20 protein-coding genes and 1 pseudogene are annotated in these 21381 nt (G+C 59.0%); 18 read left to right on the top strand and 3 right to left on the bottom strand.

What is annotated here, in order from left to right; genetic code table 11:
- Positions 1 to 79 precede the first annotated feature (79 nt).
- Positions 80 to 757, bottom strand: coding sequence for a YoaK family protein (locus GC425_RS00385; protein ID WP_151844177.1), 678 nt, complete (start codon positions 755 to 757; stop codon positions 80 to 82).
- A gap of 206 nt (positions 758 to 963) precedes the next feature.
- Here GC425_RS00385 and GC425_RS00380 point away from each other — a divergent pair, with 206 nt between their 5' ends.
- The 11 genes and pseudogenes from GC425_RS00380 (at position 964) to GC425_RS00330 (ending at position 14165) form a co-directional block, all read left to right on the top strand.
- The gene (locus GC425_RS00380; protein WP_151841495.1) at positions 964 to 1797 is read left to right on the top strand and encodes a tRNA (adenine-N1)-methyltransferase; all 834 of its coding nucleotides are present in this window, start codon (positions 964 to 966) and stop codon (positions 1795 to 1797) included.
- 109 nt (positions 1798 to 1906) lie between these two features.
- Positions 1907 to 3547 carry a proteasome ATPase gene (gene arc / locus GC425_RS00375; RefSeq protein ID WP_151844178.1) on the top strand — a complete coding sequence of 547 codons (1641 nt, stop codon included), beginning with the start codon at positions 1907 to 1909 and terminating at the stop codon, positions 3545 to 3547.
- A 27-nt stretch (positions 3548 to 3574) separates the two neighbouring features.
- On the top strand, positions 3575 to 5158 hold the full coding sequence (gene dop / locus GC425_RS00370; RefSeq protein WP_257821492.1) for a depupylase/deamidase Dop: 1584 nt from the start codon (positions 3575 to 3577) through the stop codon (positions 5156 to 5158).
- Positions 5159 to 5208: 50 nt separating this feature from the next.
- Positions 5209 to 5412 carry a ubiquitin-like protein Pup gene (locus GC425_RS00365; protein WP_257821491.1) on the top strand — a complete coding sequence of 68 codons (204 nt, stop codon included), beginning with the start codon at positions 5209 to 5211 and terminating at the stop codon, positions 5410 to 5412.
- A 71-nt stretch (positions 5413 to 5483) separates the two neighbouring features.
- Positions 5484 to 6884, top strand: a pseudogene (gene pafA / locus GC425_RS00360) (Pup--protein ligase); the annotation flags it as partial.
- Positions 6885 to 7029: 145 nt separating this feature from the next.
- Positions 7030 to 8037, top strand: coding sequence for a YafY family protein (locus GC425_RS00355; protein ID WP_257821489.1), 1008 nt, complete (start codon positions 7030 to 7032; stop codon positions 8035 to 8037).
- Positions 8034 to 9074: a YafY family protein gene (locus tag GC425_RS00350; RefSeq protein ID WP_257821487.1), complete on the top strand. Its 1041-nt coding sequence runs from the start codon at positions 8034 to 8036 to the stop codon at positions 9072 to 9074. Before GC425_RS00355 ends, GC425_RS00350 begins: the two co-directional genes overlap by 4 nt.
- An 88-nt stretch (positions 9075 to 9162) precedes the next feature.
- Positions 9163 to 9483, top strand: a complete 321-nt coding sequence (tatA, locus tag GC425_RS00345) for a Sec-independent protein translocase subunit TatA (protein WP_151841489.1) — start codon at positions 9163 to 9165, stop codon at positions 9481 to 9483.
- A gap of 62 nt (positions 9484 to 9545) precedes the next feature.
- Positions 9546 to 10631 carry a twin-arginine translocase subunit TatC gene (tatC, locus tag GC425_RS00340; RefSeq protein WP_308240233.1) on the top strand — a complete coding sequence of 362 codons (1086 nt, stop codon included), beginning with the start codon at positions 9546 to 9548 and terminating at the stop codon, positions 10629 to 10631.
- Positions 10632 to 10663: 32 nt separating this feature from the next.
- Complete coding sequence (locus tag GC425_RS00335) at positions 10664 to 13399, top strand: DEAD/DEAH box helicase (RefSeq protein ID WP_374707618.1); 2736 nt, start codon at positions 10664 to 10666, stop codon at positions 13397 to 13399.
- Positions 13389 to 14165: an SDR family NAD(P)-dependent oxidoreductase gene (locus tag GC425_RS00330; RefSeq protein WP_151844184.1), complete on the top strand. Its 777-nt coding sequence runs from the start codon at positions 13389 to 13391 to the stop codon at positions 14163 to 14165. The genes GC425_RS00335 and GC425_RS00330 overlap by 11 nt, the downstream gene beginning before the upstream one ends.
- A 28-nt stretch (positions 14166 to 14193) precedes the next feature.
- On the opposite strand, the gene GC425_RS00325 is transcribed toward GC425_RS00330, so the two are convergent.
- The gene (locus GC425_RS00325; protein WP_151844185.1) at positions 14194 to 14529 is read right to left on the bottom strand and encodes a hypothetical protein; all 336 of its coding nucleotides are present in this window, start codon (positions 14527 to 14529) and stop codon (positions 14194 to 14196) included.
- Positions 14530 to 14696: 167 nt separating this feature from the next.
- On the opposite strand from GC425_RS00325, the gene GC425_RS00320 reads away from it, so the two are divergent.
- The 3 genes from GC425_RS00320 to GC425_RS00310 are packed head-to-tail and all read left to right on the top strand — an operon-like array spanning position 14697 to position 17728.
- On the top strand, positions 14697 to 15188 hold the full coding sequence (locus tag GC425_RS00320; RefSeq protein ID WP_151844186.1) for an FxsA family protein: 492 nt from the start codon (positions 14697 to 14699) through the stop codon (positions 15186 to 15188).
- Complete coding sequence (lnt, locus tag GC425_RS00315) at positions 15178 to 16884, top strand: apolipoprotein N-acyltransferase (RefSeq protein WP_151844187.1); 1707 nt, start codon at positions 15178 to 15180, stop codon at positions 16882 to 16884. Before GC425_RS00320 ends, lnt begins: the two co-directional genes overlap by 11 nt.
- A gap of 46 nt (positions 16885 to 16930) precedes the next feature.
- The gene (locus GC425_RS00310; RefSeq protein ID WP_151841484.1) at positions 16931 to 17728 is read left to right on the top strand and encodes a polyprenol monophosphomannose synthase; all 798 of its coding nucleotides are present in this window, start codon (positions 16931 to 16933) and stop codon (positions 17726 to 17728) included.
- A 136-nt stretch (positions 17729 to 17864) separates the two neighbouring features.
- On the opposite strand, the gene GC425_RS00305 is transcribed toward GC425_RS00310, so the two are convergent.
- Positions 17865 to 18242 carry an RNA polymerase-binding protein RbpA gene (locus GC425_RS00305; RefSeq protein ID WP_151841483.1) on the bottom strand — a complete coding sequence of 126 codons (378 nt, stop codon included), beginning with the start codon at positions 18240 to 18242 and terminating at the stop codon, positions 17865 to 17867.
- A 140-nt stretch (positions 18243 to 18382) separates the two neighbouring features.
- Between GC425_RS00305 and GC425_RS09880 the strand changes: the two genes are divergently transcribed.
- From GC425_RS09880 to mgtE, 4 genes are read left to right on the top strand one after another with little or no spacing between them, the layout of a single operon-like run.
- Positions 18383 to 18898 carry a hypothetical protein gene (locus tag GC425_RS09880; protein WP_308240232.1) on the top strand — a complete coding sequence of 172 codons (516 nt, stop codon included), beginning with the start codon at positions 18383 to 18385 and terminating at the stop codon, positions 18896 to 18898.
- Between the two features lie 58 nt (positions 18899 to 18956).
- Entirely contained in the window at positions 18957 to 19652 is a 696-nt protein-coding gene (locus GC425_RS00295) for a YceI family protein (protein ID WP_257821481.1), read from the top strand.
- A 2-nt stretch (positions 19653 to 19654) separates the two neighbouring features.
- A complete protein-coding gene (locus GC425_RS00290) occupies positions 19655 to 19834 on the top strand; it encodes a hypothetical protein (protein WP_151844189.1) in 180 nt (59 codons plus the stop codon).
- Positions 19835 to 19837: 3 nt separating this feature from the next.
- Entirely contained in the window at positions 19838 to 21184 is a 1347-nt protein-coding gene (gene mgtE, locus GC425_RS00285; protein WP_151844190.1) for a magnesium transporter, read from the top strand.
- Positions 21185 to 21381 lie beyond the last annotated feature (197 nt).

Raw genomic sequence — 21381 nt, 5'->3', positions numbered from 1 at the left:
GTATGTAAAGACGCCTTACATGCAGAGAAGCCTGCAGAAAACATCACACGAAAACTGCAGACAACATCACACACCAGCATCACAAAGGCAGGCCATGCTGCCGCCTGTGGCGCCTGACAAGCTGATTCGCGGCAGCACACAACAAGATCACCAGGAAGATCCAGGCCACGGAGGTCAGCTGGTAGTGGTGATACATCAAAGCACCCACAATCGCCCCGGTGGACAAAGAGATCCACAGCGCCAGATGCAGAATCCAGACCAAGTGCTTGCCGCCAAAGAACGCGTCCACGAAGCGTTGCCCCATCTTCACCAACGTGCCCGTCATATAGGTCAAGGGAATGGAGACTTCTCCATTGCGTTCAAACACACTGTTCATCATGCCGATACCCACGGACAAGCTGAGGATCGCGATGTGTTCCATGTCCGCCAGGATCAACAGCGTGGTGATCCCGAACACCGCTGTGATGCTCCACATCACCGCCTCGCGACCGCGGTACACATCCCACGTCCTGGTGCTCAGGCGGGTAATGAGCGCTCCAGTCATCACGCCGATCAGAAACAGGATGATGCACGAGCCTGCCAGCGTGGCCTGGTTCACGTTCCCTTCCACCAGGGACGTTGCCGAGCGCGTGGTGTTGCCGGACATGAAGGACAGGAACACGCCGCCAAGATGGATGAATCCCACCGAGTCCACGTACCCCGCAACGAAGGTAAGGGCCAAGGCTAGGATGCGTTCTCCCAGGCGGAAGTTGATCATCGGTTGTGTCCTTTACATGTCTGCTACATGTCAGCTGGTGTATACATGTCTGCTGGTGTATTCACCGACGGCAGATACTTTAGCGGTATTGCCTGGTCGTGGACAATACTTGAACCCGTGGATCGCCCCCGCCACCGCACGTCGAGGCCAGGACAACTAGGATCAGAGGGTACGTACTCTCTATCAGCGAAGGACTTTCCACCGTCATGGCTTATTCTGGACCTTTTCAGGCTGGCGATCGTGTTCAATTGACGGACGCGAAGCGGCGTCATTTCACTATTACGTTGGAGGAAGGTCAGAGCTTTTTCACGCATAAGGGCGAGATTAAGCATGACGAGATTATTGGCTCTGACGAGGGCACGGTGGTGACCTCGTCCACGGGCGCTGATTATCTGTGCTTCCGGCATCTGTTGGTGGATCATGTGTTGTCGATGCCGCGTGGTGCTGCGGTGATTTACCCTAAGGATGCGGCGCAGATTCTGGTTGAGGGTGATATTTTCCCTGGTGCGACGGTGTTGGAGGCGGGCGCTGGTTCTGGCGCTATGTCGACGTGGCTGCTGCGTGCGGTGGGCGAGCGGGGGAAGGTTATTTCTTATGAGATCCGTGAGGATCATTTGGAGTATGCCGAAAGTAATGTGCGTGAGTATTTCGGCGGCCATCCCGAGAATTGGGATGTGCGTTTGGGGGATTTGAAGGGCGTGACGAAGGCTGATGTGGGGGAGGTTGACCGTGTGTTGCTGGATATGTTGGAGCCGTGGGAGATGTTGGACACGGTGAAGGATGTTCTTATTCCTGGTGGGGTGTTTATGACGTATGTGGCGACGGTGCCGCAGTTGATGAAGGTGATGGAGGGGATTCGTGAGTTGGGTTGTTTCACGGAGCCGAAGGCGTGGGAGTCTTTGGTGCGTGAGTGGAAGGTGGAGGGTTTGGCGACGCGCCCTGAGCACCGGATGAATGCCCATACTGCCTTTTTGATTTTAGCCCGACGCCTAGCTGATGGTGTGACCGCGCCGCGCCCTCAGCGGAGGGCGCGGCGCTAGGCGTGGGTGCTACTGCCTGAGGTTTTTCGTTTTCGTAGTTTTTGCCGTTGTTTGTTCTGCTGATTTTTGACATTATTTTCTTCCCATTTGAGAGGGGTTGTACTCCACGATGACTGAGACTTTTCACAGTGACCCGAAGGATTCTTCGAAAGATTCTTCTTCTGAGTCTGAGGGACCGCATTCGGTTCGTGAGCTTCAGATCGCGAACCGGACGTTGGGTGCGCGTAATGCCAAATTGGTAGAGATGTTGAAGTCCAGCCGGGAGAAATTGGAGGAGATGAATAGCCGGCTGGAGGCGTTGGCGGAGCCTCCGAACACGTATGGAACGTTGTTGGAGGTGAATCCTAAGGGGTTGACGGCCGAGGTCTTTACGGCGGGTCGGCGTATGCGTTTGCAGGTGTCTCCGCTGGTGGAGCGGTCGAGTTTGATTCCGGGTTCGACGGTGCGTTTGGGGGAGGGCCAGCAGGTGGTGGAGGCCTCGGGCTACGAGGATTCCGGCGATGTTGCCCAGGTTGTGGAGATCGTGGGCGAGCGGTTGATTGTGGCCGATAAATTGGGCGAGGAGTCCGTGGTGAAGGCTGCGGGGCGTTTGCGTGAGGATGTGTTGAATAAGGACATCACGCCGGGCCAGTCCGTCATTGTGGATCGTAAGTCCGGGTGGGCTTTTGAGGCTGTGTCGCGCACTGAGGTGACGAGTCTGGCGTTGGAGGAAGTTCCGGACATTAATTACTCGGATATTGGTGGTTTGTCGCGTCAGATTGAGCAGATTCGCGATGCGGTGGAGCTGCCGTTTTTGCACCCGGAGGTGTACACGGAGTACGGTTTGCGGCCTCCGAAGGGCGTGTTGTTGTATGGCCCTCCGGGTAATGGAAAGACGTTGATTGCGAAGGCTGTAGCGAATTCTTTGGCAACGTCTGTGGGGGATTCGGATGTGAGCTACTTCCTGAACATTAAGGGCCCTGAGCTGTTGAATAAGTTTGTGGGCGAGACGGAGCGGCAGTTGCGTCAGATTTTTGAGCAGGCTCGGCGTGCGGCGAGTTCTGGCCGTCCGGTGATTGTGTTTTTCGATGAGATGGAGGCTCTGTTCCGGACGCGTGGCACGGGCGTGTCTTCGGATATGGAGTCCACGGTGGTTCCGCAGTTGCTGGCGGAATTGGATGGTGTTGAGGGGGTGGAGAATGTGATCGTTATTGGTGCGTCGAATAGAGAGGAGTTGATTGATCCTGCTATTTTGCGCCCGGGTCGTTTGGATGTGAAGATCCGTATCGAACGTCCCGACGCCAGCGCGGCGTGCGATATCCTCTCGAAGCATTTGACGGCGGATACCCCTATTCATCCTTCGCTGCTGGAGGAGTACGGGTCTCCTGAGGCCGCGGCGGAGGCTCTTCGCCAGGAGATTGTGCGCCAGGTGTTTATTCAGGACGATGAGCACCGGTATGTACGTCTGCACTTTGCCGATGGCACTGCCCAGGATTTGTATTGGTCCGACTTCCTCTCGGGAGCGATGCTGGCCAACATCGTGGATCGCGCGAAGACCTTGGCGGTCAAGGAGGCGATCGGAAATGCGCATGATGCTGCGTCGGAGTCGGGGGAGCGCGCCCCGCACGGTCTGACGTTTGAGCACATTACTGCGGCGGTCGCGAAGGAGGCTCATGACAATGAGGACCTTCCGGATACCACGAATCCTGCGGAGTGGGCTCGGATTTATGGCCATACGTCCAAGCGCGTGGTGGACATGTCTTTGTTCTAGGAACGGCTGAGTTAGAAGGGAAGTCCCATGGGGCGTCACATCATTGGTTCGGAAACGGAATACGGAATTGTGGCTGTGGATGATCCGGACATCAGTCCGATCATCACCAGCACCCAGGCTGTTGTTGCCTATGCGGATACTAGCGGCCAGGGGATTAACCGCCGAACGCGCTGGGATTACGAGAATGAGTCTCCACTGCGGGATCTTCGCGGTTTTGATTTGCGGCGTTATCGTTCGGGTGCGGCGCCGGTGATGGATCCGAATGCAATTGGTGCGGCGAATGTGATTACTGGTTCCGGCGCGCGCTTTTATGTGGACCATGCCCACCCGGAGTATTCCTCGCCAGAGACCACGAACGCCTATGACGCCGTGGTGTGGGATAAAGCGGGGGACGTGATTATGCACCAGGCAGCTCAGGCCTCGGGACAGGTGGACGGGCAGCCAGAGCTGAAAATCTACAAGAATAATGTGGATGGAAAAGGTGCGTCCTATGGCTCTCACGAGAATTATCTGTTCCCCCGCGACGTTGATGTGCAACGCATGCAGCAGGCATTGATTCCTCACTTTGTGACGCGCCAGATTTTCACCGGCGCAGGACGAGTGGGCCTGGGTGCCACAGGGGGCACGGAAGGCTTTCAGATTTCCCAGCGTGCGGATTACATCGAGACGGATATTTCCCTGGAAACTACGCTGAACCGTGGAATTATTAATACGCGAGACGAGCCGCACGCAGATGCCGATCAGTGGCGCCGTTTGCACGTCATTATTGGCGACGCCAACATGTCTGAAACCGCGGCCTACCTGAAGTTCGGTACGACCGCGTTGGTGCTGGCCGCCGTGCAACACGGTGCGGACTTTTCCGATCTGGCGCTGCTGGACCCGGTTCCGGCGGTTCAGCAGGTCAGCCGCGACTTGAGTGTGTCCGAGGAGCTGAAATTCTACGGCAATCGCTCCATGACTGCGATCCAGGTGCAGCGCGAGATCCTGTCCCGTGTGGAGTCCACGCTGGACAACGCGGGATGGTTCGGCGTTCCGATGGCTGAGGACGACGACCGCCAGGTGCTGCGCCTGTGGGCCCAGATCCTGGATGACTTGGAGCGCGACCCGCTGTCCACCGCAGATCGGCTGGATTGGACCGCGAAGCTGGCGCTGCTGAACGCTTACCGCGCTCGAGGTGTGGAGTGGTCGGATCCGCGGATGGCACTGGTGGATATTCAGTACAGCGATATTGATCCCGCTCGCGGGCTGTATTACGCCTTGGTGCGCAAGGGCCGTATGCGCACGCTGGTGTCCCAGAAGGACATCGATCACGCGGTGGTGTGCCCACCGCGTGATACTCGAGCCTGGCTGCGCGGGCAGCTGGTGGGCGCCTATTCTCAGCAGGTACTGGCCGCGAACTGGGACTCCATTGTGGTGGACACCCCGTGGCAGGACCATCAAGCCACCCGCGTTCTCCTGGACCAGCCCGTGGGCTTTACTCACCGCGAGGTGGGTGATTTGTTCCCGTGCTATTCGGCCAGCGCGCCGGCGTCGGACTCTCTGAGCCCCCTGGAGGAGGTAGTTCACGGCATCGCCGCGGCACAACCCACCAAGGTGGTCGGTGTGGGCTAGAGTACACTTGTGCTATTGGCGTGGAATAAACATGGGAAGGAGCGCACACCATGACGACAGGTGGATCTGGACAGGTCAACGCCGGCGGCAGTCGCGGCGATAATGACAGCATTTTTGACCCGAATTCCGTCACGGGTGGCCAGGAGAACCTGCAGGTTTCTGGCACTGACGATCTTTTGGATGAGATCGACGGATTGCTGGAAAGCAATGCGGAGGAGTTTGTGCGCTCCTATGTTCAAAAGGGCGGGCAGTAGGAATCTCTGAGCCTGTGTCCCCTGAAGCTGTGTCCTCTGTATCTGTATCCGGCGCCCACATTCGGCGAATCATGGGTGTAGAAACCGAATACGGCATCACGAATGTGCTAAATTCTTCTCGCCGACTGGGCCCGGATGAAATCTCGCGTCAGCTGTTTGCGCCGATTGTGGAGCAGCATCGGTCGTCCAACATCTATGCGGATAACGCCTCCCGGCTGTATTTGGACGTGGGCGCTCACCCGGAGGTTGCTACGGCGGAGTGCGACTCGCTGCATCAGTTGATCGCGCACGACCGCGCGGGCGACATGATGGTGCACGACCTGGCCGTGCGCGCGGAGGAAGCCTTGGCGGCTAAGGGTGTGGGCGGGTCCGTGTACCTGCTGAAGAACAACACGGATTCCTTGGGCAATTCCTACGGCTGCCACGAGAACTACCTGGTGGGGCGCGACGTGTCCCTCAAAGGTCTGTCCCGCCAGCTTCTGCCGTTTCTGGTGACGCGCCAGCTACTGTGTGGCGCCGGCAAGCTTGTCACGCCCTCGATGGGGACCCTGAACGACCAGGTGGAGGCCGGCTTCAGTATGAGTCAGCGCGCCGATCACATGTGGGAGGGTGTATCCAGCGCCACCACGCGGTCGCGTCCGATTATCAATACTCGCGATGAGCCGCATGCGGATTCCTCTCGCTACCGGCGCCTGCACGTGATCGTGGGAGACTCCAACATGTCGGAGGTGACCACGGCCCTGAAGATCGGTTCCACACTGCTGGTGTTGGAGATGATCGAGGCTGGCGTGGCGCTTCCGAACTTCGAGATGGCCAATGAGATTCGCTCTATCCGCGACGTCTCTCGTGACTTCACAGGCACAGTGGAGCTGAACCTGCGCGGGGGCGGGGTAGCCACACCGTTGGAGATCCAGCGTGCGTTCTTGGATGCCGCGCTACGCTGGCTGAAGGACCGTCCGGAACCTGAGCAGGATGAACACGGCCGGTGGCTGGGAACTCCTGCCGAACAGTTGCTGCCGGTGGTGGATCTGTGGGGCCGTGTTCTTGACTGCTTCGACAGCGGAGATTTCTCTCCCGTCGCCACCGAGGTGGACTGGGTCATCAAGAAGACACTCATGGACCGCATGGCCGAGCGCAACAATCTGGATCCTGTCGATCCCCGCCTGGCGCAGGTGGATCTGACCTATCACGATATTCACCCTGATCGCGGTCTGTTCCATGTCCTCGCCAAGCGTGGGTTTGCCAAGACTTTGCTCACACAGGAGGAGATTCGGCATGCGCAGGCCCATGCGCCGGAAACCACTAGAGCGGCTCTGCGTGGAGCGTTCTTAAGGGCTGCTCGCGATAACAATGTGAGCATCACGGTGGACTGGACCCGGCTGAAAATCAACGGCGAAGGCGGCTGGGAAACGATGCTGGGTGATCCTTTTGCCCACATCAATAGCGATGTGGATGAAATGGTGCTGAGCATGTGTAGTTTCGGCGCTCAGGATTCGCACTGTAAAGACTGCGGCTTGGATTTCGAAGATAAGATCAGTGGAATCCTCAACGGCGGCGGCAATAAGGTGTGTCTGCGAACCCCAACGCATTTGGACCTGTCCTAGGCTGGAAGAACTCATGAAAGCTAATCAGCCTGTCGCTGTGACGTGGGAAGAGGGCGCTGAGCGCCTCTTCAACCTGGTTATTGCGTTGATTAATTATGGTCCCCGCAGCGTGACCTGGATTCTGGAGAATGTGGACGGCTATAAGCGCCCGGCGCGCGAGGTCAACCGCCACACCCAGGAGCAGATGCTGCGTCGCGATCGGGCCACGTTAGCGCGGGCGGGGGTGCACATCACCACCACGCTGACAGAGGTGGAGGATGACTCGTTTGCCGTCTCGGGCCGTTCGTCGCGCAAGGAATCTGTGTGGAGCATTAGCCGCGAAGATTTTGAGCTTCCCGATATTGAATTCACGGATGCCGAGGCTGAGGTCATTAGTGCCGCGGGCCTGTGGGCTCATTCCAAGAATATGAGCACGGCAGCGCAATCTGCGTATGCGAAATTATCCGCGCTGGGAATAAGCCGCACAGATTCCTCCATGGTGTTATCCAATGTTCCGGATATGACCACGCTGGATGCTGACAGTCTGGATGCGATGTTCCGGGGGCTGGATGAGCATAAGGTTATCGAGTTTTATTACTACCCGTCGCTGGTTGAGGAGCCGGTGGAGCGCCGTTTGGAACCATGGGCCTTCGGCGCCATCGGCGGGAAGATGTACCTGACGGGTTTTGATGTGGATCGCGGCGCGCAGCGCACGTTCCGCCTGTCCCGGATTGACTCTATCGAGGTCACGGACACTCCCGGCCAGCAGGAAGTGCCTGGGGGCACGCCGATGGAACTGATCGAACAGGGACTGGCCCGCACGGGTCAGCGTGTGACGGTCACCGTGGAGTTCCCGGGCCCCGGTGCGCAAGAGCTCAAGGCGATGTGCAATGACGACGGCACAATCGGCCCGATCGATCGGGATACGATTGTCCGTGCTGCGGCAAGTTATGCCCCCGACGCCGTGGTCACCGCGCCGCCTGATGTCGTCGCGGATGTTGTGGCGTTGCTGACGCGGGCTGCGGGTAAGGAGCAGGCATGAACCCGAAGTTGACGATGCAGCAGCAATTCGAGCGTTCGTTGACGTTGTTGGCGTGGTTTCGGAATCATCCGGATGCGTCGTTCCTGCGCGCCTCGCAGGAGTTGAACATTTCTGTTCCTCAGATTCGTCATGAGCTGAGCAAATTGATGTTGTGCGGCCTGCCGAATTCTAAGGACACGGGCTTCCTCATCGATATCAATATTGGCCGGACCAGCGCCTCGGTGATGCAGGATGCTGGGTTGTCGAAGCCTCTCAATCTGTCGGTGATGGAGGCTGGGGCATTGCTGCTCAGTCTGGAGGCTGTGCGCAGCACGCTACCTGACCACCGCCATGCTGCGGTGGATTCCGCGGTGGCAAAAATCAAGGCTCTCATGCGAGGGGAGAGGGCTGCGCTGACCGCGGCCGGCGTCGAACAGGACAACGCGGAATCGGGCACCACGTCGCACGGGCCGCTGACCGGATTGGCGCAGGACATGTCCCAGGCGGTTGCTCAACGCAGCCTGGTACGGTGCGAGTACCGCTCCCTGCATTCGGATACATTCAGCGCGCGGGTTCTGGTGCCGGATCACCTAGGTCTCATTGAAGGCACCACATACCTGTGGGCCCGCGAGGTAGACGACGAGGGGCGCGCGGCGCTGACGCACAAGAAGTTCCGGCTCGACCGCATGGAGCACGTAGACATCGACACCGCGGGCAGCGCCGACTTCGCAGGCCTGCGCAAGGCTCCGACCATCGACCCGTCCGACCCCTTTGGATTCGACGCCACCAGCACCCCGGACGCCTGGGCCAGCCTCGAGTTATCTCCACAGGCGCGATGGATGCTGGAGTATTACCCCATGTGGCAGGAGACCCCCGATACCCAGGATGATGGCAGTTCGTCGATCACGGTGGCCTTCCCCAATACGGGTGTGTGGCTGGAGCGTTTCTTGGTGGCAAATGCAGAGCGCATCACGCCGATAGCTCCCGAAGGGCTGGGAGACCGGGTGCGTCAACGGGCGCTTCGTGGCCTTTCGGCCTATAGTCAAGGGGACAGCTAGTCAGCACGCTGTTCCTATACGTTGCTTGTACGTTGTGCGTGCTGAGTAGACATTCCGCTTAATTGTTCTAGGAAAGGCTTGTGGTCACATGTCCTTGGGTCCATGGGAAATTATCCTGATCCTTCTGGTCATCTTCCTGCTATTCGGAGCCACGCGGCTTCCCAACGCCGCCCGTTCGTTGGGGCGCTCCATGCGCATTTTCAAGTCCGAGATGGACGAGATGAAAAATGACAAGAATGCTGCGAATTCCACGCCGAATAACCAGGCGATCACGGACCAGGCTGCTCAGGCTCCCCAGTCCCCGCAGGAGCAGCAGTTGAATCAACAGGCTCAGCCGCAGGTTGATCCCCAGGTCGCTCCTCAGCCTGAGGCCCAGAATGTGAACAAGCCCGAAGGCGATGCTCGTTAAATCCAATGACGTCTTTTGATTCGCAGCAGGCACCTCTTCAGCAAGGGGTTGCCAATCAGGCGATGAACTCTCGGCGGAAGTTCCGGCGCACGAAGAAGCCGAAGAACCCCAAGGGAGAGATGCCGATTCTGGAGCATCTCGAGGAATTGCGGCGCCGCCTGTTGGTGGCTCTGGCCGCCATTGCCGTGGGGACCGTGCTCGGCTACATCTGGTACGACACGCACATTGGCCCGATCCCGCACGTGGGAACGATCCCGAGTTTGGGTGAGATTCTTCGTGGCCCGTACTGCTCGCTGCCTCCCGAGGCGCGATTCGGCGCCTCCGATGGCGAGTGCCGTCTGTTGGCGACCGGCGTGTTTGAGATGTTTGTGCTCCGCTTCAAGGTGGGCGCCCTGGCGGGGCTGGTATTTTCCTCACCGATCTGGCTCTCCCAGATTTGGGGGTTCATCACCCCTGGCCTGCAGAAGAATGAGAAGCGCTGGACGCTGATCGTGGGTACCGTCGCGGGCACCCTGTTTATGATCGGCGCGGTGCTGGCGTACTTCGTACTGGCATTGGGTCTAGAGTTCCTGCTGACGATCGGTGACGAAGCGCAAATCTCCGCGCTGAATGGTGAGCGCTATTTCAGTTTCGCGATCGGCCTTCTCCTGGTCTTCGGCGTGAGCTTTGAGGTTCCACTCATCACCGTGATGCTGAATGTCGCCGGGGTGCTGAGCTACGAACAGCTAAAGGAAAAGCGCCGATACATCATCGTGTTGCTGTTTATCTTCGCTGCCTTCATCACCCCTGGCCAAGATCCAATCTCGATGGTGATTTTGGCGCTGTCCCTGTGCCTGATGATGGAGATCGCCACGCAGATCGCCCGCCTGAATGACAAACGCCGAAAGAAAAAGGCCGCAGAATGGCTCGCCGTGGATGATGAATCCGCCTCCACCATCGACGCCGCCGCGCCTGTCACCGGTTCCAGTGGGCCTGTGGCCCCAGCTGAACCTGTCCGTGCATCCAGCGATCTATCCACGGATGATATTGAGCCGGCCCCTGCGCCGCGCAGCCGTAGCGGCGCCCGACCACAACCGAGCAAGTACCCTCATCAGAAACCCGATTCGGGTCAGCAGGGTGGAGGGTCCTATTTCGACGACGTCCTCTAAACCCGTGCCGTGCCCCTCCTGAAGGAGAGATTGTGTCTGACGTGCAGCAGTTTGCCGCAAGTTATGATTTTCACTTAGATGACTTCCAACTAAACGCCGCCCAGGCCATCGCGGAGGGGCGCGGCGTTTTGGTCGCTGCCCCCACGGGTGCCGGCAAAACGATCGTGGGGGAGTTCGCGGTATACACCGCGTTCCACAATCAGGGGACGTGTTTTTACACCACCCCGATCAAGGCTCTGAGCAACCAGAAGTATCACGATTTAGTGGCGCGCTACGGTGAGGACAACGTGGGTCTGCTGACCGGCGATGTCACGCTCAATGGGGACGCACCCATCGTGGTAATGACCACAGAGGTGCTGCGCAATATGATTTACGCGGACTCCGACCGCCTCAGCACCCTCACCCACGTGGTGATGGACGAGGTGCACTTTCTGGCCGATCCTTCGCGAGGGCCGGTGTGGGAGGAAGCGATCCTCAACCTCGACCCGCGGGTGATCCTGGTGAGCCTGTCGGCCACGGTGTCCAATGTGGAGGAGTTCGGTGGGTGGCTCAGCACCGTCCGTGGACACACGGACATCATCATCACGGAGAAACGTCCCGTTCCACTGAATCAGTTCATGATGGTGGGCCGCCAGATTGTTCCGATGTTTGAAACGCGCGGGCAGGCGGAGCAACAGCAGCACCTCGGTGCGATCAACCGGGCTGTCATCGCGGCAGCAGCCAAGGCCGAGGAATCCGGAAAGCGACGCGGCACGAAGCGCTCGGACGCCGTGCTGCACATGGCTAACGCAGGCATGCTGCCGGCCATCTACTTCATTTTTTCCCGCGTGGGCTGTGACGCTGCCGTCAAGCAGCTGCTGGTGGATCGGGTGGACTTCACCACGGATCGCCAGCGAGCCGAGATCTTAAAGACCATTGACGCAGGCGTTCAGGGTTTGACCGAGGAAGACCTCAATGTCCTGGGCTTCCGCCAGTGGCGCAGAGCCTTGTCCCGGGGCTTCGCCGCGCACCACGCGGGCATGCTGCCGGCTTTTCGGCACATTGTTGAAGACCTGTTTTCCCGCGGGCTGCTGAAAGTCTGCTTCGCCACGGAAACGCTGGCGCTGGGCATCAACATGCCCGCGCGCTCAGTGGTGTTGGAGAAGTTGATTAAGTTCAACGGGGAAGCCCACGTGGATCTCACTCCAGGTCAGTACACGCAATTGACAGGGCGCGCTGGGCGTCGAGGAATTGATACGAAAGGCAACGCGGTGGTCCTGTGGTCGCAGGGCATGGACCCCTACGCGGTCGCCGATCTGGCCTCCACGCGCACCTACCCGTTGGATTCCACCTTCCGGCCGGGGTACAACATGGCGGTCAATCTCATCGCCACGAAGGGGTTGGAGGCAAGTCACCGGCTGCTGGAGCGCTCCTTTGCGCAGTACCAGGCCAACAGCTCCGTGGTGGAGCGAGCCGAGCAGTTGGAGAGGCGCCGGCGGGAGCTGGCGGCCGATAAGCACGAGCTCCAGGAGCTGCTGGAGGATGTGTCCCCGCATCTGGTCGATGAGTCCCTGCTGAACTCCGACGGATCGATGAACCTCGACCAGGCGCTTCAGGACGTGCTGGAGTATGCGGAGAAGCGCCGTGAGCTCTCCGCCAAGGAACGCCACGCAAAGCGCTACGCCCGGGAGCACTCGGCGAAGGAGGTGCTTCGCCTGCTCCAGGGCCTGCGGGTGGGCGATGTGATTGCCTTGCCCACCGGCAAAAACCCGTTGATTGCGGTGGTGGTGCGGGCGGATCACAAGCCGCATAACCCGCGCCCGACGATCATTACGGAGGAAGGCTGGGTGGAGCGGATTAACGTCGACATGTTCGGCAACACTCCGCTGATTATCGGTTCGATGACGCTGCACAAGGGTGTGGAGCGCAACCCGAAGCGCCAGGCGCGCAGCGTGGCTTCTCACTTACGCAGGCTCCCGGTGGAGCGCCCTCGCAAGCTGAAGGCGAAAGCCCGCGGAGGGTCGATGGAGGTGGCGAAGGCGCGCGATGAGGTACACAGCCATCACGTCCACCTATGGCCCGCCCGCGAGGAGATCGCCCGCGCCGCGCAGACCTATCTCAAGTCCCAGCGCCGAGTGCAGTATGAAGAATCTGTGAGTCCGGAATCCACCGATTCTTTGGCGTCCCAGTTCAACCGCATTCTGTCCCTGCTGGAGGAGTTGGATTATGTGGAGCTGGATCGCGATGGCACTTCCACGCCCACGTCGGCGAGGATCACGGTGGAGGGGGAGCGCTTGGCGCGGATTCACCATGAGTCCGATCTGCTGGTGGCCCAGTGTTTGCGTCGCGGTGTGTGGGACGCGCTGGATCCGGCGGAGCTGGCCGCGGTGGTAAGCGTGTGTGTGTTTGAGAATCGCCGTGAGACCGGAGGGCAGATCGAGTTGCCCACGGAAGCGTTGGAGACCGCCATTGATCAAACGATCCGCATTTATAACGAGCTGTCTACCGACGAGGAGCGGCATGATCTGTCCGTCACTAGGGTTCCGCAGTTGGGTTGCGCCACGGCATTGCACCAGTGGACGGCCGGCGCGCCGTTGGAGTATTGCCTGATGGCGGCGGAAGCGGCTGGTGCGTCGCTCACGCCGGGTGATTTTGTGCGCTGGTGCCGCCGGGTGATTGATCTGCTGGAGCAAATCAAGCACACTGGATACTCTGCCGAGGTTAAGGCGGCCGCACGCAAGGCTGTCGCCGCCATCAATAGAGGAGTTGTAGCTCTCGATGAATCCTAACGTGAAGAGCCCGAGCGCGAAGAAGATCGCGATATTCGGCGCAACCAGTGAGATTGGCGGGGAAATCGCTCGCCGTATGGCGCCAGGCCAGCATCTTATCCTTGCTGGTCGACGCCACAGCGCGCTGTCCGAACTGGCCCGCGACCTAGAAGAACTCGGTGCGGCGGCAGTGGAGTGCGTGGACTTTGATGCGATGGACACCGACAGCATGAGCGCTGTCCTTGACCAGATCGAGGCCACGGGCCCCATCGATACGGCTCTGGCGATGTTCGGGGTTCTGGGCGACCAGAGTGCGGCGGAGGACGGTGGGGAAGAGGTCTACCGGATTCTCCACACCGATTTCACGGCGCAGGCGGTGTTGCTGACCGAGCTGTCCTCCCGCATGAAGCGGCGCGGGCGCGGCATCCTGGTGGCGTATTCGTCCATCGCGGGTGCCCGAGTGCGTCGACCAAATTATGTCTATGGCTCGGCCAAGGCCGGTTTGGATGGGTTCTGCCAGGGCATGCAGGATGCGCTGGTGGGAACGGGCGTGAGCCTGATCATCGTGCGGCCTGGTTTTGTGATTGGCCGGATGACCCAGGGGATGGATCCCGCTCCGATGTCCACCACCCCTGATGTCGTGGCGGACGCCACGGTGGAGGCGATTGCGCACAGCGAAAACCACCCGGGTGCTCACGGAGATGTGTGGATTCCCCGACGCCTGAAGCTGCTCGCGCAGATCATGCAATGGGTACCCCGGTGGCTGTGGCGACGGGCACCTCGCTAGGCAGCGCCTCTCTCAGGCGCTGACACGCTTACACGTGAGCGATGTTAAACACCAGCGTGCGGAGCATGCCGAGCAAGGCGAACGCGGCGGAGGCTGCGAACACGCCCAGGGAGAACTTCAGGAGGAAGTCCTTCACGGCGTCACCCGTATCGAGGCTGGACTTACTGTTCGGTGAATCGTCAGCACCCTGTCCCGTAGTGGTGCCCGTTCCCGGCTTCGGAGGGTTACCCTGACCTGGGGTTGGAGAGTTAGTGGCAGCAGTCGAGCTTCCAGGGGCTTCTGCCGCGTGTGCCGTTGCTGGGGCAACCAGTCCGGAAGACAGGCCCGCGGCCAGTGCCAATGCGATAATTCCACGGCGCTTCATTGTGTAGTTCCTCACTCAAGTGTCTCAATGGGATAACGTTTGTTCGATCAGCGAGCTGTCGCTGACAGATCACTCATGTAAGCGATTAGAATGGTGTCTTTGTTACCACTTCACCAAAGTTTTTTGTTTCTCTACTCAAAACGCGCACATCTTTTCAAGGAGACTACATGCCCTATGTGCCCCTGGCGTACCTGATCGTCGAAGCCCTCGCTTTCTACCTCGTCGGCAAGTGGATCGGTTTCGGGTGGACGGTCCTCCTGCTCGTGGCGCTGTTCGTGGTGGGAATGTTCCTTGCAGCTCAGCAGATCCGAGCCATCGCGGTCCGTGCGCTCAACCGCACGGAGCAGCCAGGAAAACTCACCGCTGATGCCGCGCTCTCAGTGGTGGGAGCACTGGCCGTGGCGCTGCCGGGACTCGTGACTTCCGTGCTGGGCGTGCTTCTGCTGATCCCCACCACCCGTGCCATCGCCCGGCGGATCATGGGCAGTGCCGCTAGGGCGGCACTGGCCCGATTCGGCGGGTCCGCCTTCGTCACCGCTACACGTTACGGTGCTCCCGAGGCTAGCAACCGCATCCCCGGCTGGGGAGAAGTGATCGACCACCGCGACGACGAATTCGATGGCAACTCGAACACCCCTGATCGGCGCAATGACATCTAGGGCACGATCTCAGGCCACCACGAGGAGCTCCGCGGCCAACTCACACCACACCACGCGCACCACAGCAATTGCGCTGTATCTTCTGCGCGCGCTCGCCGCCGCGTTCAGTGGAGTCCTGGTGTTTCTCAGCTTTCAACCCGCCGGACTGTGGTGGGCCGCACCGGCGGGCTTTGCGCTGCTATTCCTCATCGTCACGCCACGCAATGCCCGCAGCCTCGCCTGGATTCATGGCCTTACTCTTTACGGGTTCCTGCTGCCGTGGGTGGGGGAGTACGTCGGCGCCATCGCCTGGATTGGATTGGCTCTTGTCCAATCGCTCTACTCGTTCCTCTTCGGCTGGGGACTGCGCAGTCTGCTCGGCTGGAAGAAACTCCAGCACTCCCTGCTTTCAGCAGGGGCGATAGCTGCTTGGTTCGTCGCCACGGAGTGGCTGCGTTCCTCCTGGCCCTTCGGTGGATTCGCATGGGGACGTATCACCTGGGGACAGGTGGGTGGTCCTCTCGCCTCGCTCATATCCTTTGGCGGTCCAGCGCTGGTCACGTTCGCGGTGGTGTTGGTGGGCGCGCTGTTGGCGTCGTTGATCAACATCCTCATGCGTGCGGCGACGGAACGGGGGCACGCACGTCGGCATTCGCCCTTCCTGCCCAGCTCCCGGCCGCTCGCCCCCATCGTCGCGTTGGCGGTGATCGCGGTGATCAGCGTCTGCGCGTATTTCTCGGACGCTGTTCTGCCAGAAACGGACGAGCAGCCCGCCGCCTCCACCATCAGCATTGCAGCAATCCAAGGAAATGTTCCGCGCGCAGGGCTGGACTTCAACACCCAACGACGTGCAGTGCTCGATAACCATGCCGCTCAGACAGGAAAGCTGGCCGAAGAGGTGCGGCAGGGAACGGCCCCTCAACCCGACCTGGTGCTGTGGCCGGAAAATGCCTCCGACATCAACCCCTATGTCAACGAGGATGCCCAGACCATTCTCAACAGCGTGAACCACGCGATCGGTGCCCCGATTCTGCTGGGCACGGTGACTCCCGAGCACAACCGGATGGTGGTGTGGACCGAGCAGCAGCCAGCGGACACGCACGACAAGCGCTTCCTGCAACCCTTCGGAGAGTACATGCCCCTGCGGGACCTCCTCAGGCATGTCAGCCCGCTGGTAGATCGTGCCGGCGACTTCAAGCCTGGCCACGGCAACGGGCTGGTGCACATGACTCCGGAAAGGGGAGAGAATCAGGGCCAGGAGATCCCCATCGGTATCGCCACCTGCTACGAGGTGGCCTTCGATGAGGCATTCCGAACCTCCGTGCGTGCCGGTGCGCAACTGCTCACCACGCCGACGAACAACGCCACCTTCGGGTTCACCGACATGACCTATCAGCAGCTGGCCATGAGCCGGATGCGAGCCATTGAATACGACCGCGCGATCATCGTCCCTGCCACCAGTGGCGTGTCCGCAATCGTGGATCACGACGGACGAGTGGTCCAGAAATCGGGACTGTTCCAGCCCGCGGTCCTGCAATCGTCCGTGGAACTGCGAAACACGATCACTCTGTCAGCAGTTGTAGGTCCTTGGGTAGAATGGATAATATGTGCCGCTGGTGCACTGTGTGCTGTCCTTGGACTATTCCTTGCTGAAAAGCCTCGCCCCACCCGCACTCGTGTGCGGAAGCGAACCCGGCGCAGCATACACTCCCGGTGACAACGGACTACCTAGCGGAGAATAGAAGAAAGGTTTATCCCCACACATGGCAAAGCTGAGCGATAAGACACTTGTCATTATCCCTACCTTCAACGAACGCGAAAACCTCCCGCTGATCATTAACCGACTGCTGACCGCAGAGCCGGAGCGTGTGAATGTTTTGGTCGTCGACGATAACAGCCCTGATGGCACCGGCGAGGTTGCCGAGGAACTGGCATCCAAGGATGAGCGCATCAAGGTCCTGCACCGCGAAGGCAAAGGCGGACTGGGCGGCGCGTACATCGCAGGATTCCGCTGGGGCATCGAGCACGACTACGAAGTGCTGTGCGAGATGGACGCAGATGGTTCCCACAGCCCTGAGCAGCTGAACCTGCTGCTGGACCGCATCGATACCGGCGCAGAACTGGTCATCGGTTCCCGTTACGTCAAGGGCGGCAAGCTGGTGAACTGGCCGGTCTCCCGCCAGATTCTCTCCCGCGCAGGAAACGTATACGCATCCATCGCGCTGGGCGCCGGCCTGTCCGACATCACCGGCGGATACCGCGCCTACCGCACCGAGGTGCTGGAGGCCATGGACCTGGATGCTATTGACTCTGCCGGATACGTTTTCCAGGTGGACCTGGCGTGGCGTGCAGTCACCATGGGATTCGACGTTCGCGAGGTGCCCATCACCTTCACCGAGCGTGAAATTGGCGACTCCAAGATGAGCGGAAACATCATCTCGGAGGCCATGCTGAAGGTCACCAAGTGGGGAGTTGCGCACCGCGCATTCCAGGTGAGCCAGTTGGGCAAGGAGTTCTGGCGTATCGGTTCCGGCTCTGTGAAGTCCATGTTGAACAACTAGGGCATCGCTTCAGGACTCAGATGCGATGAAACCCCTCCGGCCTGTTATCTCAGGCGGGAGGGGTTTTCTACAGGTCGTGCGCGTGTATCGCTCTGTGCAGCGATGCTTTTGAGATGCCTTGAGTGCGCTGCGTGTCCTAGCGGGAGGATCCTGACTCTTGTTCCTTCAGCAGCTTCACGGCATTACGACGACGCTTGCGCAGAAGCTCCAAACGCTCATCCAGGAGAACTTCCAGCTCTTCGATGCTGCGGCGCTCGCACAGCATGTCCCAGTGGGTACGTGGTGGCTTCACAGGCTTGGATTCCTGGCCATCGCCTTCCACGAGCACACCAAGCTGGCCGTTTTTACACATCCACTCTTGAGGGATTTCCGCATCATCGGCGAAGGGAACTTCGTAGACCTCGCCATTGTCGGTGCGGTACTTCACCATGCGGCGTGGAGCCAGGTCGTGGTCGCGATCCGTTTCATAGGACACTGCACCCATACGACTTCCGCGCAGTACGCGATCTGCCATTGTGAACCTCACACTCCTCGTGTTTGTTGCGTCTGCGATGTTTCACGCATCAATTATTCAGCTCCCATAGTCTACCGGGTGATGGGGTAGAGGAGCCCTTCACACCCCTATTCAACGTACGACGCGTAGAATTTGTTCCCGTGGCTGCCAATTCTTCTTTTTCTTCAGATTCTTCCCCTTCGTCAGATGCTATCGATTCTTTCGCTTCTGCGGCGTCCGGCTCTCGCTCTCCGCAGACACGAGAAGACGCTGGCCGAGCCGCTGGACAGACCCACGAATCGTCTGACCTCAGCCCTTTCGGGCAGCCCTTCGCGAAGAGGCGAGGAGCCCGACGCAAGCCTGTTCCGTGCGCATGGTGCGGCAGGGAAGTGCAGCCCAACCCTAAGGGCCGTCATCGCAAATATTGTGGGCAGTCCTGCCGGCAGCGAGCCTACGAGCAGCGCGCTCGGCTAAAGAACACGGGCATCGAAGAGGACTCCATCATTCTGCGCCCCTCAGCTGTCAATGCTCTCCACGATCAGCTATTCGAGTTGCGGTGTGCGGCAGAGGACATTGTCACAGCCGTATCCGAGGGCGAGGATCCACAGGCTATGGAGGAGTTAACCAACGAGTTGTTGGACCTCGCCCGAAAGGTGGAGCGCTTCCGTATCACCTAGGAGTCAAGGAACATGTTTAATTAGGCATCCATAACACCACCCCGTTAGGCTAAGAGGCATGCGTAAAGCCATCATCACGTTCGGAACCATCGGCATCATTTTGTGCGCAGTGTTTGCGCTGCGTCCGATCGTGAACATGTTCGTCGGCAATCCAGGACTCCGGACCGCAAGCATCAGCAAGGGTGGTGATCCTGCAACGACGGACATGAACGGATCCTGGGTGATCATCCCTGGCCAGGACGCGAATCAGTCCCAGGTGGGCTATACGTTCCACGAGGTGCTCCCAGCGGGAGCGAAGGAAACATCTGGCCGCGCTGATAATCACAAGGAGCAGAACATTAAGGGGCATGTCACTGTCCACGATGATGTGCTGACCGAAGCGGTCGTGAGTGTCCGCGTCGATGGCATTAGTAGTGACGTGGAAAAACGTGACATTAATGTGCGCAAGAAGATACTGGAAACACAGGAGTTTCCCGAGGCATCGTTTACTCTGACGGATCCTGTGGATGTGTCATCGCTCCCGAAGGATGGCACCACTGGGGAGATTGCGGCGACGGGAGATCTGTATATCCATGGTCAGACGAAGCAGGTGACGGCCACCTTCAAGGTGTTGAGAACGGGCGACAATGTTGTCCTGTCTGCGAATATTCCTTTTAATCGTCTAGATTTTGGTGTAAAAACCCCGGAGTTTGTTGCTGCAAAGATTGAGGAACAGGGCACCTTGGATGTGCTTCTTGTTCTACAGAAGAGTTAAGAATGAATCCTCAGCTTGTCCTTTATTCTCGCATCATGCGCCTTGTGGTGCTGATTGCTTTTATTATCTTCCTTCTTCTTGGCGAAAAGACCTGGGTACACTACGCCTTTGCTGCTACCTGTGGTATCATCGCTGCGTTAACTGCGTGGCAGTTGTGGGATTCTTACACTAAAGGAGGGTAGATAATGACTACCGGTCCAGATTTGCAAGATTTAATCAGTGCGAATGATCTCAAGGGGATAAAGCAGTGGCTTACATCCCAGAGTTCTGTCGACATTGCTGGCGAGCTGGGCTTTTTGCCCCATAGATCCCAAGTTGTCGCGTTTCGATTGTTGCCGAAAGATCGCGCCCTCACTGTATTCGAGCATCTGGATCCACCTCACCAGGCAGAACTTTTGGAAGTAATGCGCCATGAGAATGTAGAGGAGTTGTTCGAGAATCTCGAGGTGGATGACCGTGTCCAGGTTCTCGAGGAGATGCCCGCCAAGGTAGCAGCTCGTCTGCTTGATGGTTTGGATGACCAGGAGCGTAAGCGTACCTCGGCGTTGCTGGGTTACCCCAAGGAGTCAGTGGGTCGCCTTATGACCCCGACGCCCACGGTTCTCGATCGTTCGGTGAGTCGCGAAGAGGCGCTGGCTAAGTTGCAATCGCATCATGTGTCGATGCCAACGATCGCCGTCACTGATAATAATCGGCGCCTCGTGGGGCTGGTTCACTTGTCCACGATTGTGGCGGCGAACGACGGAACCATTATGGATGAGCTTCTCCTGGAGGAAAAGCATCAGGTCAACGCAGTGGTGGACCAGGAAGTCGCTGCGCGCTTGATGCAGGAGGCTGACCTTCTGGTGTTGCCGATTGTGGATGATGAGCAACGCCTGCTGGGCTTCTTGACGGTTGATGACGCCATGGAGGTCCTGGAAGAAGAGGCCACCGAGGATGCATATCGCGCCGGTGGTGCCGAGCCGCTGAATGAGCCTTACTTGAATGCGACTGTGTTCACGCTGGCTAAGAAGCGTGGCGTGTGGCTCATTGTTCTTATTTTCGCGGCGTTCTTAACGATCAACGTGATGGAGTCCTTCGAGTCCACACTCGAGGCGATTGTGGTGTTGAGCGTCTTCGTGCCGATGATTATTGGTACGGGCGGCAATGCTGGTTCACAGGCGGCCTCATCGGTGGTGCGTGCACTCGCCGTGAATGAGGTGAGACCGCGAGATGTGGTTCGCGTGATTTGGCGTGAGCTACGCGTTGGACTTTCTCTGGGCGCTTTTTTGGGCTTGGTGGTATTTCCCATTCTGTGGCTGCTGTACGCGGCAGATGTGGCGGCAACGATCAGTTTGACGATTGTCTTTATTTGCGGCTGGGCATGCATTGTGGGCGGAGTATTGCCGCTGGTGGCAAAGAAGCTGAAAGTTGATCCGGCCGTTTTCTCCACTCCTGTGGTTTCTACGCTCGTGGACGCTACTGGACTGATCATTTACTTCACAATCGCCAATATTATCCTGGCAGATCAGATCGCCGCAGCGATGAGCTAGCCCCCGCGCGAGATTTTCCAGCAATTCGTCAATGTGACGTTTTGTGAAGATTTAAGGGGGGTGTGTGTTTCGTGCGCGATCAAGGCGAAAGAACCGCTCCAACCAGAACCAGTAACCAAGATCGCTGGCTACTGATCGCCAAAGCGCGCACTCGGCAAGTCACCGCAACACACACCCGGCAGCATGTATGAGCGATA

This window comes from Corynebacterium sp. zg254 (genome assembly GCF_024701495.1).
GTDB lineage: Bacteria > Actinomycetota > Actinomycetes > Mycobacteriales > Mycobacteriaceae > Corynebacterium > Corynebacterium zhongnanshanii.
Note: the sequence above shows the minus strand (reverse complement) of the source record. Positions and strands in the feature narration are given on the sequence as shown.

What these genes read in the sequence shown, in the direction of transcription:
- GC425_RS00380 (WP_151841495.1), top strand. Translation starts at nt 964, where the DNA reads ATGGCTTATTCTGGACCTTTTCAGGCTGGCGATCGTGTTCAATTGACG.
- arc (WP_151844178.1), top strand. Translation starts at nt 1,907, where the DNA reads ATGACTGAGACTTTTCACAGTGACCCGAAGGATTCTTCGAAAGATTCT.
- GC425_RS00310 (WP_151841484.1), top strand. Translation starts at nt 16,931, where the DNA reads ATGGCAAAGCTGAGCGATAAGACACTTGTCATTATCCCTACCTTCAAC.
- lnt (WP_151844187.1), top strand. Translation starts at nt 15,178, where the DNA reads ATGACATCTAGGGCACGATCTCAGGCCACCACGAGGAGCTCCGCGGCC.
- GC425_RS00325 (WP_151844185.1), bottom strand. Translation starts at nt 14,529, where the DNA reads ATGAAGCGCCGTGGAATTATCGCATTGGCACTGGCCGCGGGCCTGTCT.
- GC425_RS00350 (WP_257821487.1), top strand. Translation starts at nt 8,034, where the DNA reads ATGAACCCGAAGTTGACGATGCAGCAGCAATTCGAGCGTTCGTTGACG.
- GC425_RS00290 (WP_151844189.1), top strand. Translation starts at nt 19,655, where the DNA reads ATGAATCCTCAGCTTGTCCTTTATTCTCGCATCATGCGCCTTGTGGTG.
- tatA (WP_151841489.1), top strand. Translation starts at nt 9,163, where the DNA reads ATGTCCTTGGGTCCATGGGAAATTATCCTGATCCTTCTGGTCATCTTC.
- GC425_RS00385 (WP_151844177.1), bottom strand. Translation starts at nt 757, where the DNA reads ATGATCAACTTCCGCCTGGGAGAACGCATCCTAGCCTTGGCCCTTACC.
- tatC (WP_308240233.1), top strand. Translation starts at nt 9,546, where the DNA reads ATGAACTCTCGGCGGAAGTTCCGGCGCACGAAGAAGCCGAAGAACCCC.
- dop (WP_257821492.1), top strand. Translation starts at nt 3,575, where the DNA reads ATGGGGCGTCACATCATTGGTTCGGAAACGGAATACGGAATTGTGGCT.
- GC425_RS00330 (WP_151844184.1), top strand. Translation starts at nt 13,389, where the DNA reads ATGAATCCTAACGTGAAGAGCCCGAGCGCGAAGAAGATCGCGATATTC.
- GC425_RS00365 (WP_257821491.1), top strand. Translation starts at nt 5,209, where the DNA reads ATGACGACAGGTGGATCTGGACAGGTCAACGCCGGCGGCAGTCGCGGC.
- mgtE (WP_151844190.1), top strand. Translation starts at nt 19,838, where the DNA reads ATGACTACCGGTCCAGATTTGCAAGATTTAATCAGTGCGAATGATCTC.
- GC425_RS00320 (WP_151844186.1), top strand. Translation starts at nt 14,697, where the DNA reads ATGCCCTATGTGCCCCTGGCGTACCTGATCGTCGAAGCCCTCGCTTTC.
- GC425_RS00305 (WP_151841483.1), bottom strand. Translation starts at nt 18,242, where the DNA reads ATGGCAGATCGCGTACTGCGCGGAAGTCGTATGGGTGCAGTGTCCTAT.
- GC425_RS00355 (WP_257821489.1), top strand. Translation starts at nt 7,030, where the DNA reads ATGAAAGCTAATCAGCCTGTCGCTGTGACGTGGGAAGAGGGCGCTGAG.
- GC425_RS00295 (WP_257821481.1), top strand. Translation starts at nt 18,957, where the DNA reads ATGCGTAAAGCCATCATCACGTTCGGAACCATCGGCATCATTTTGTGC.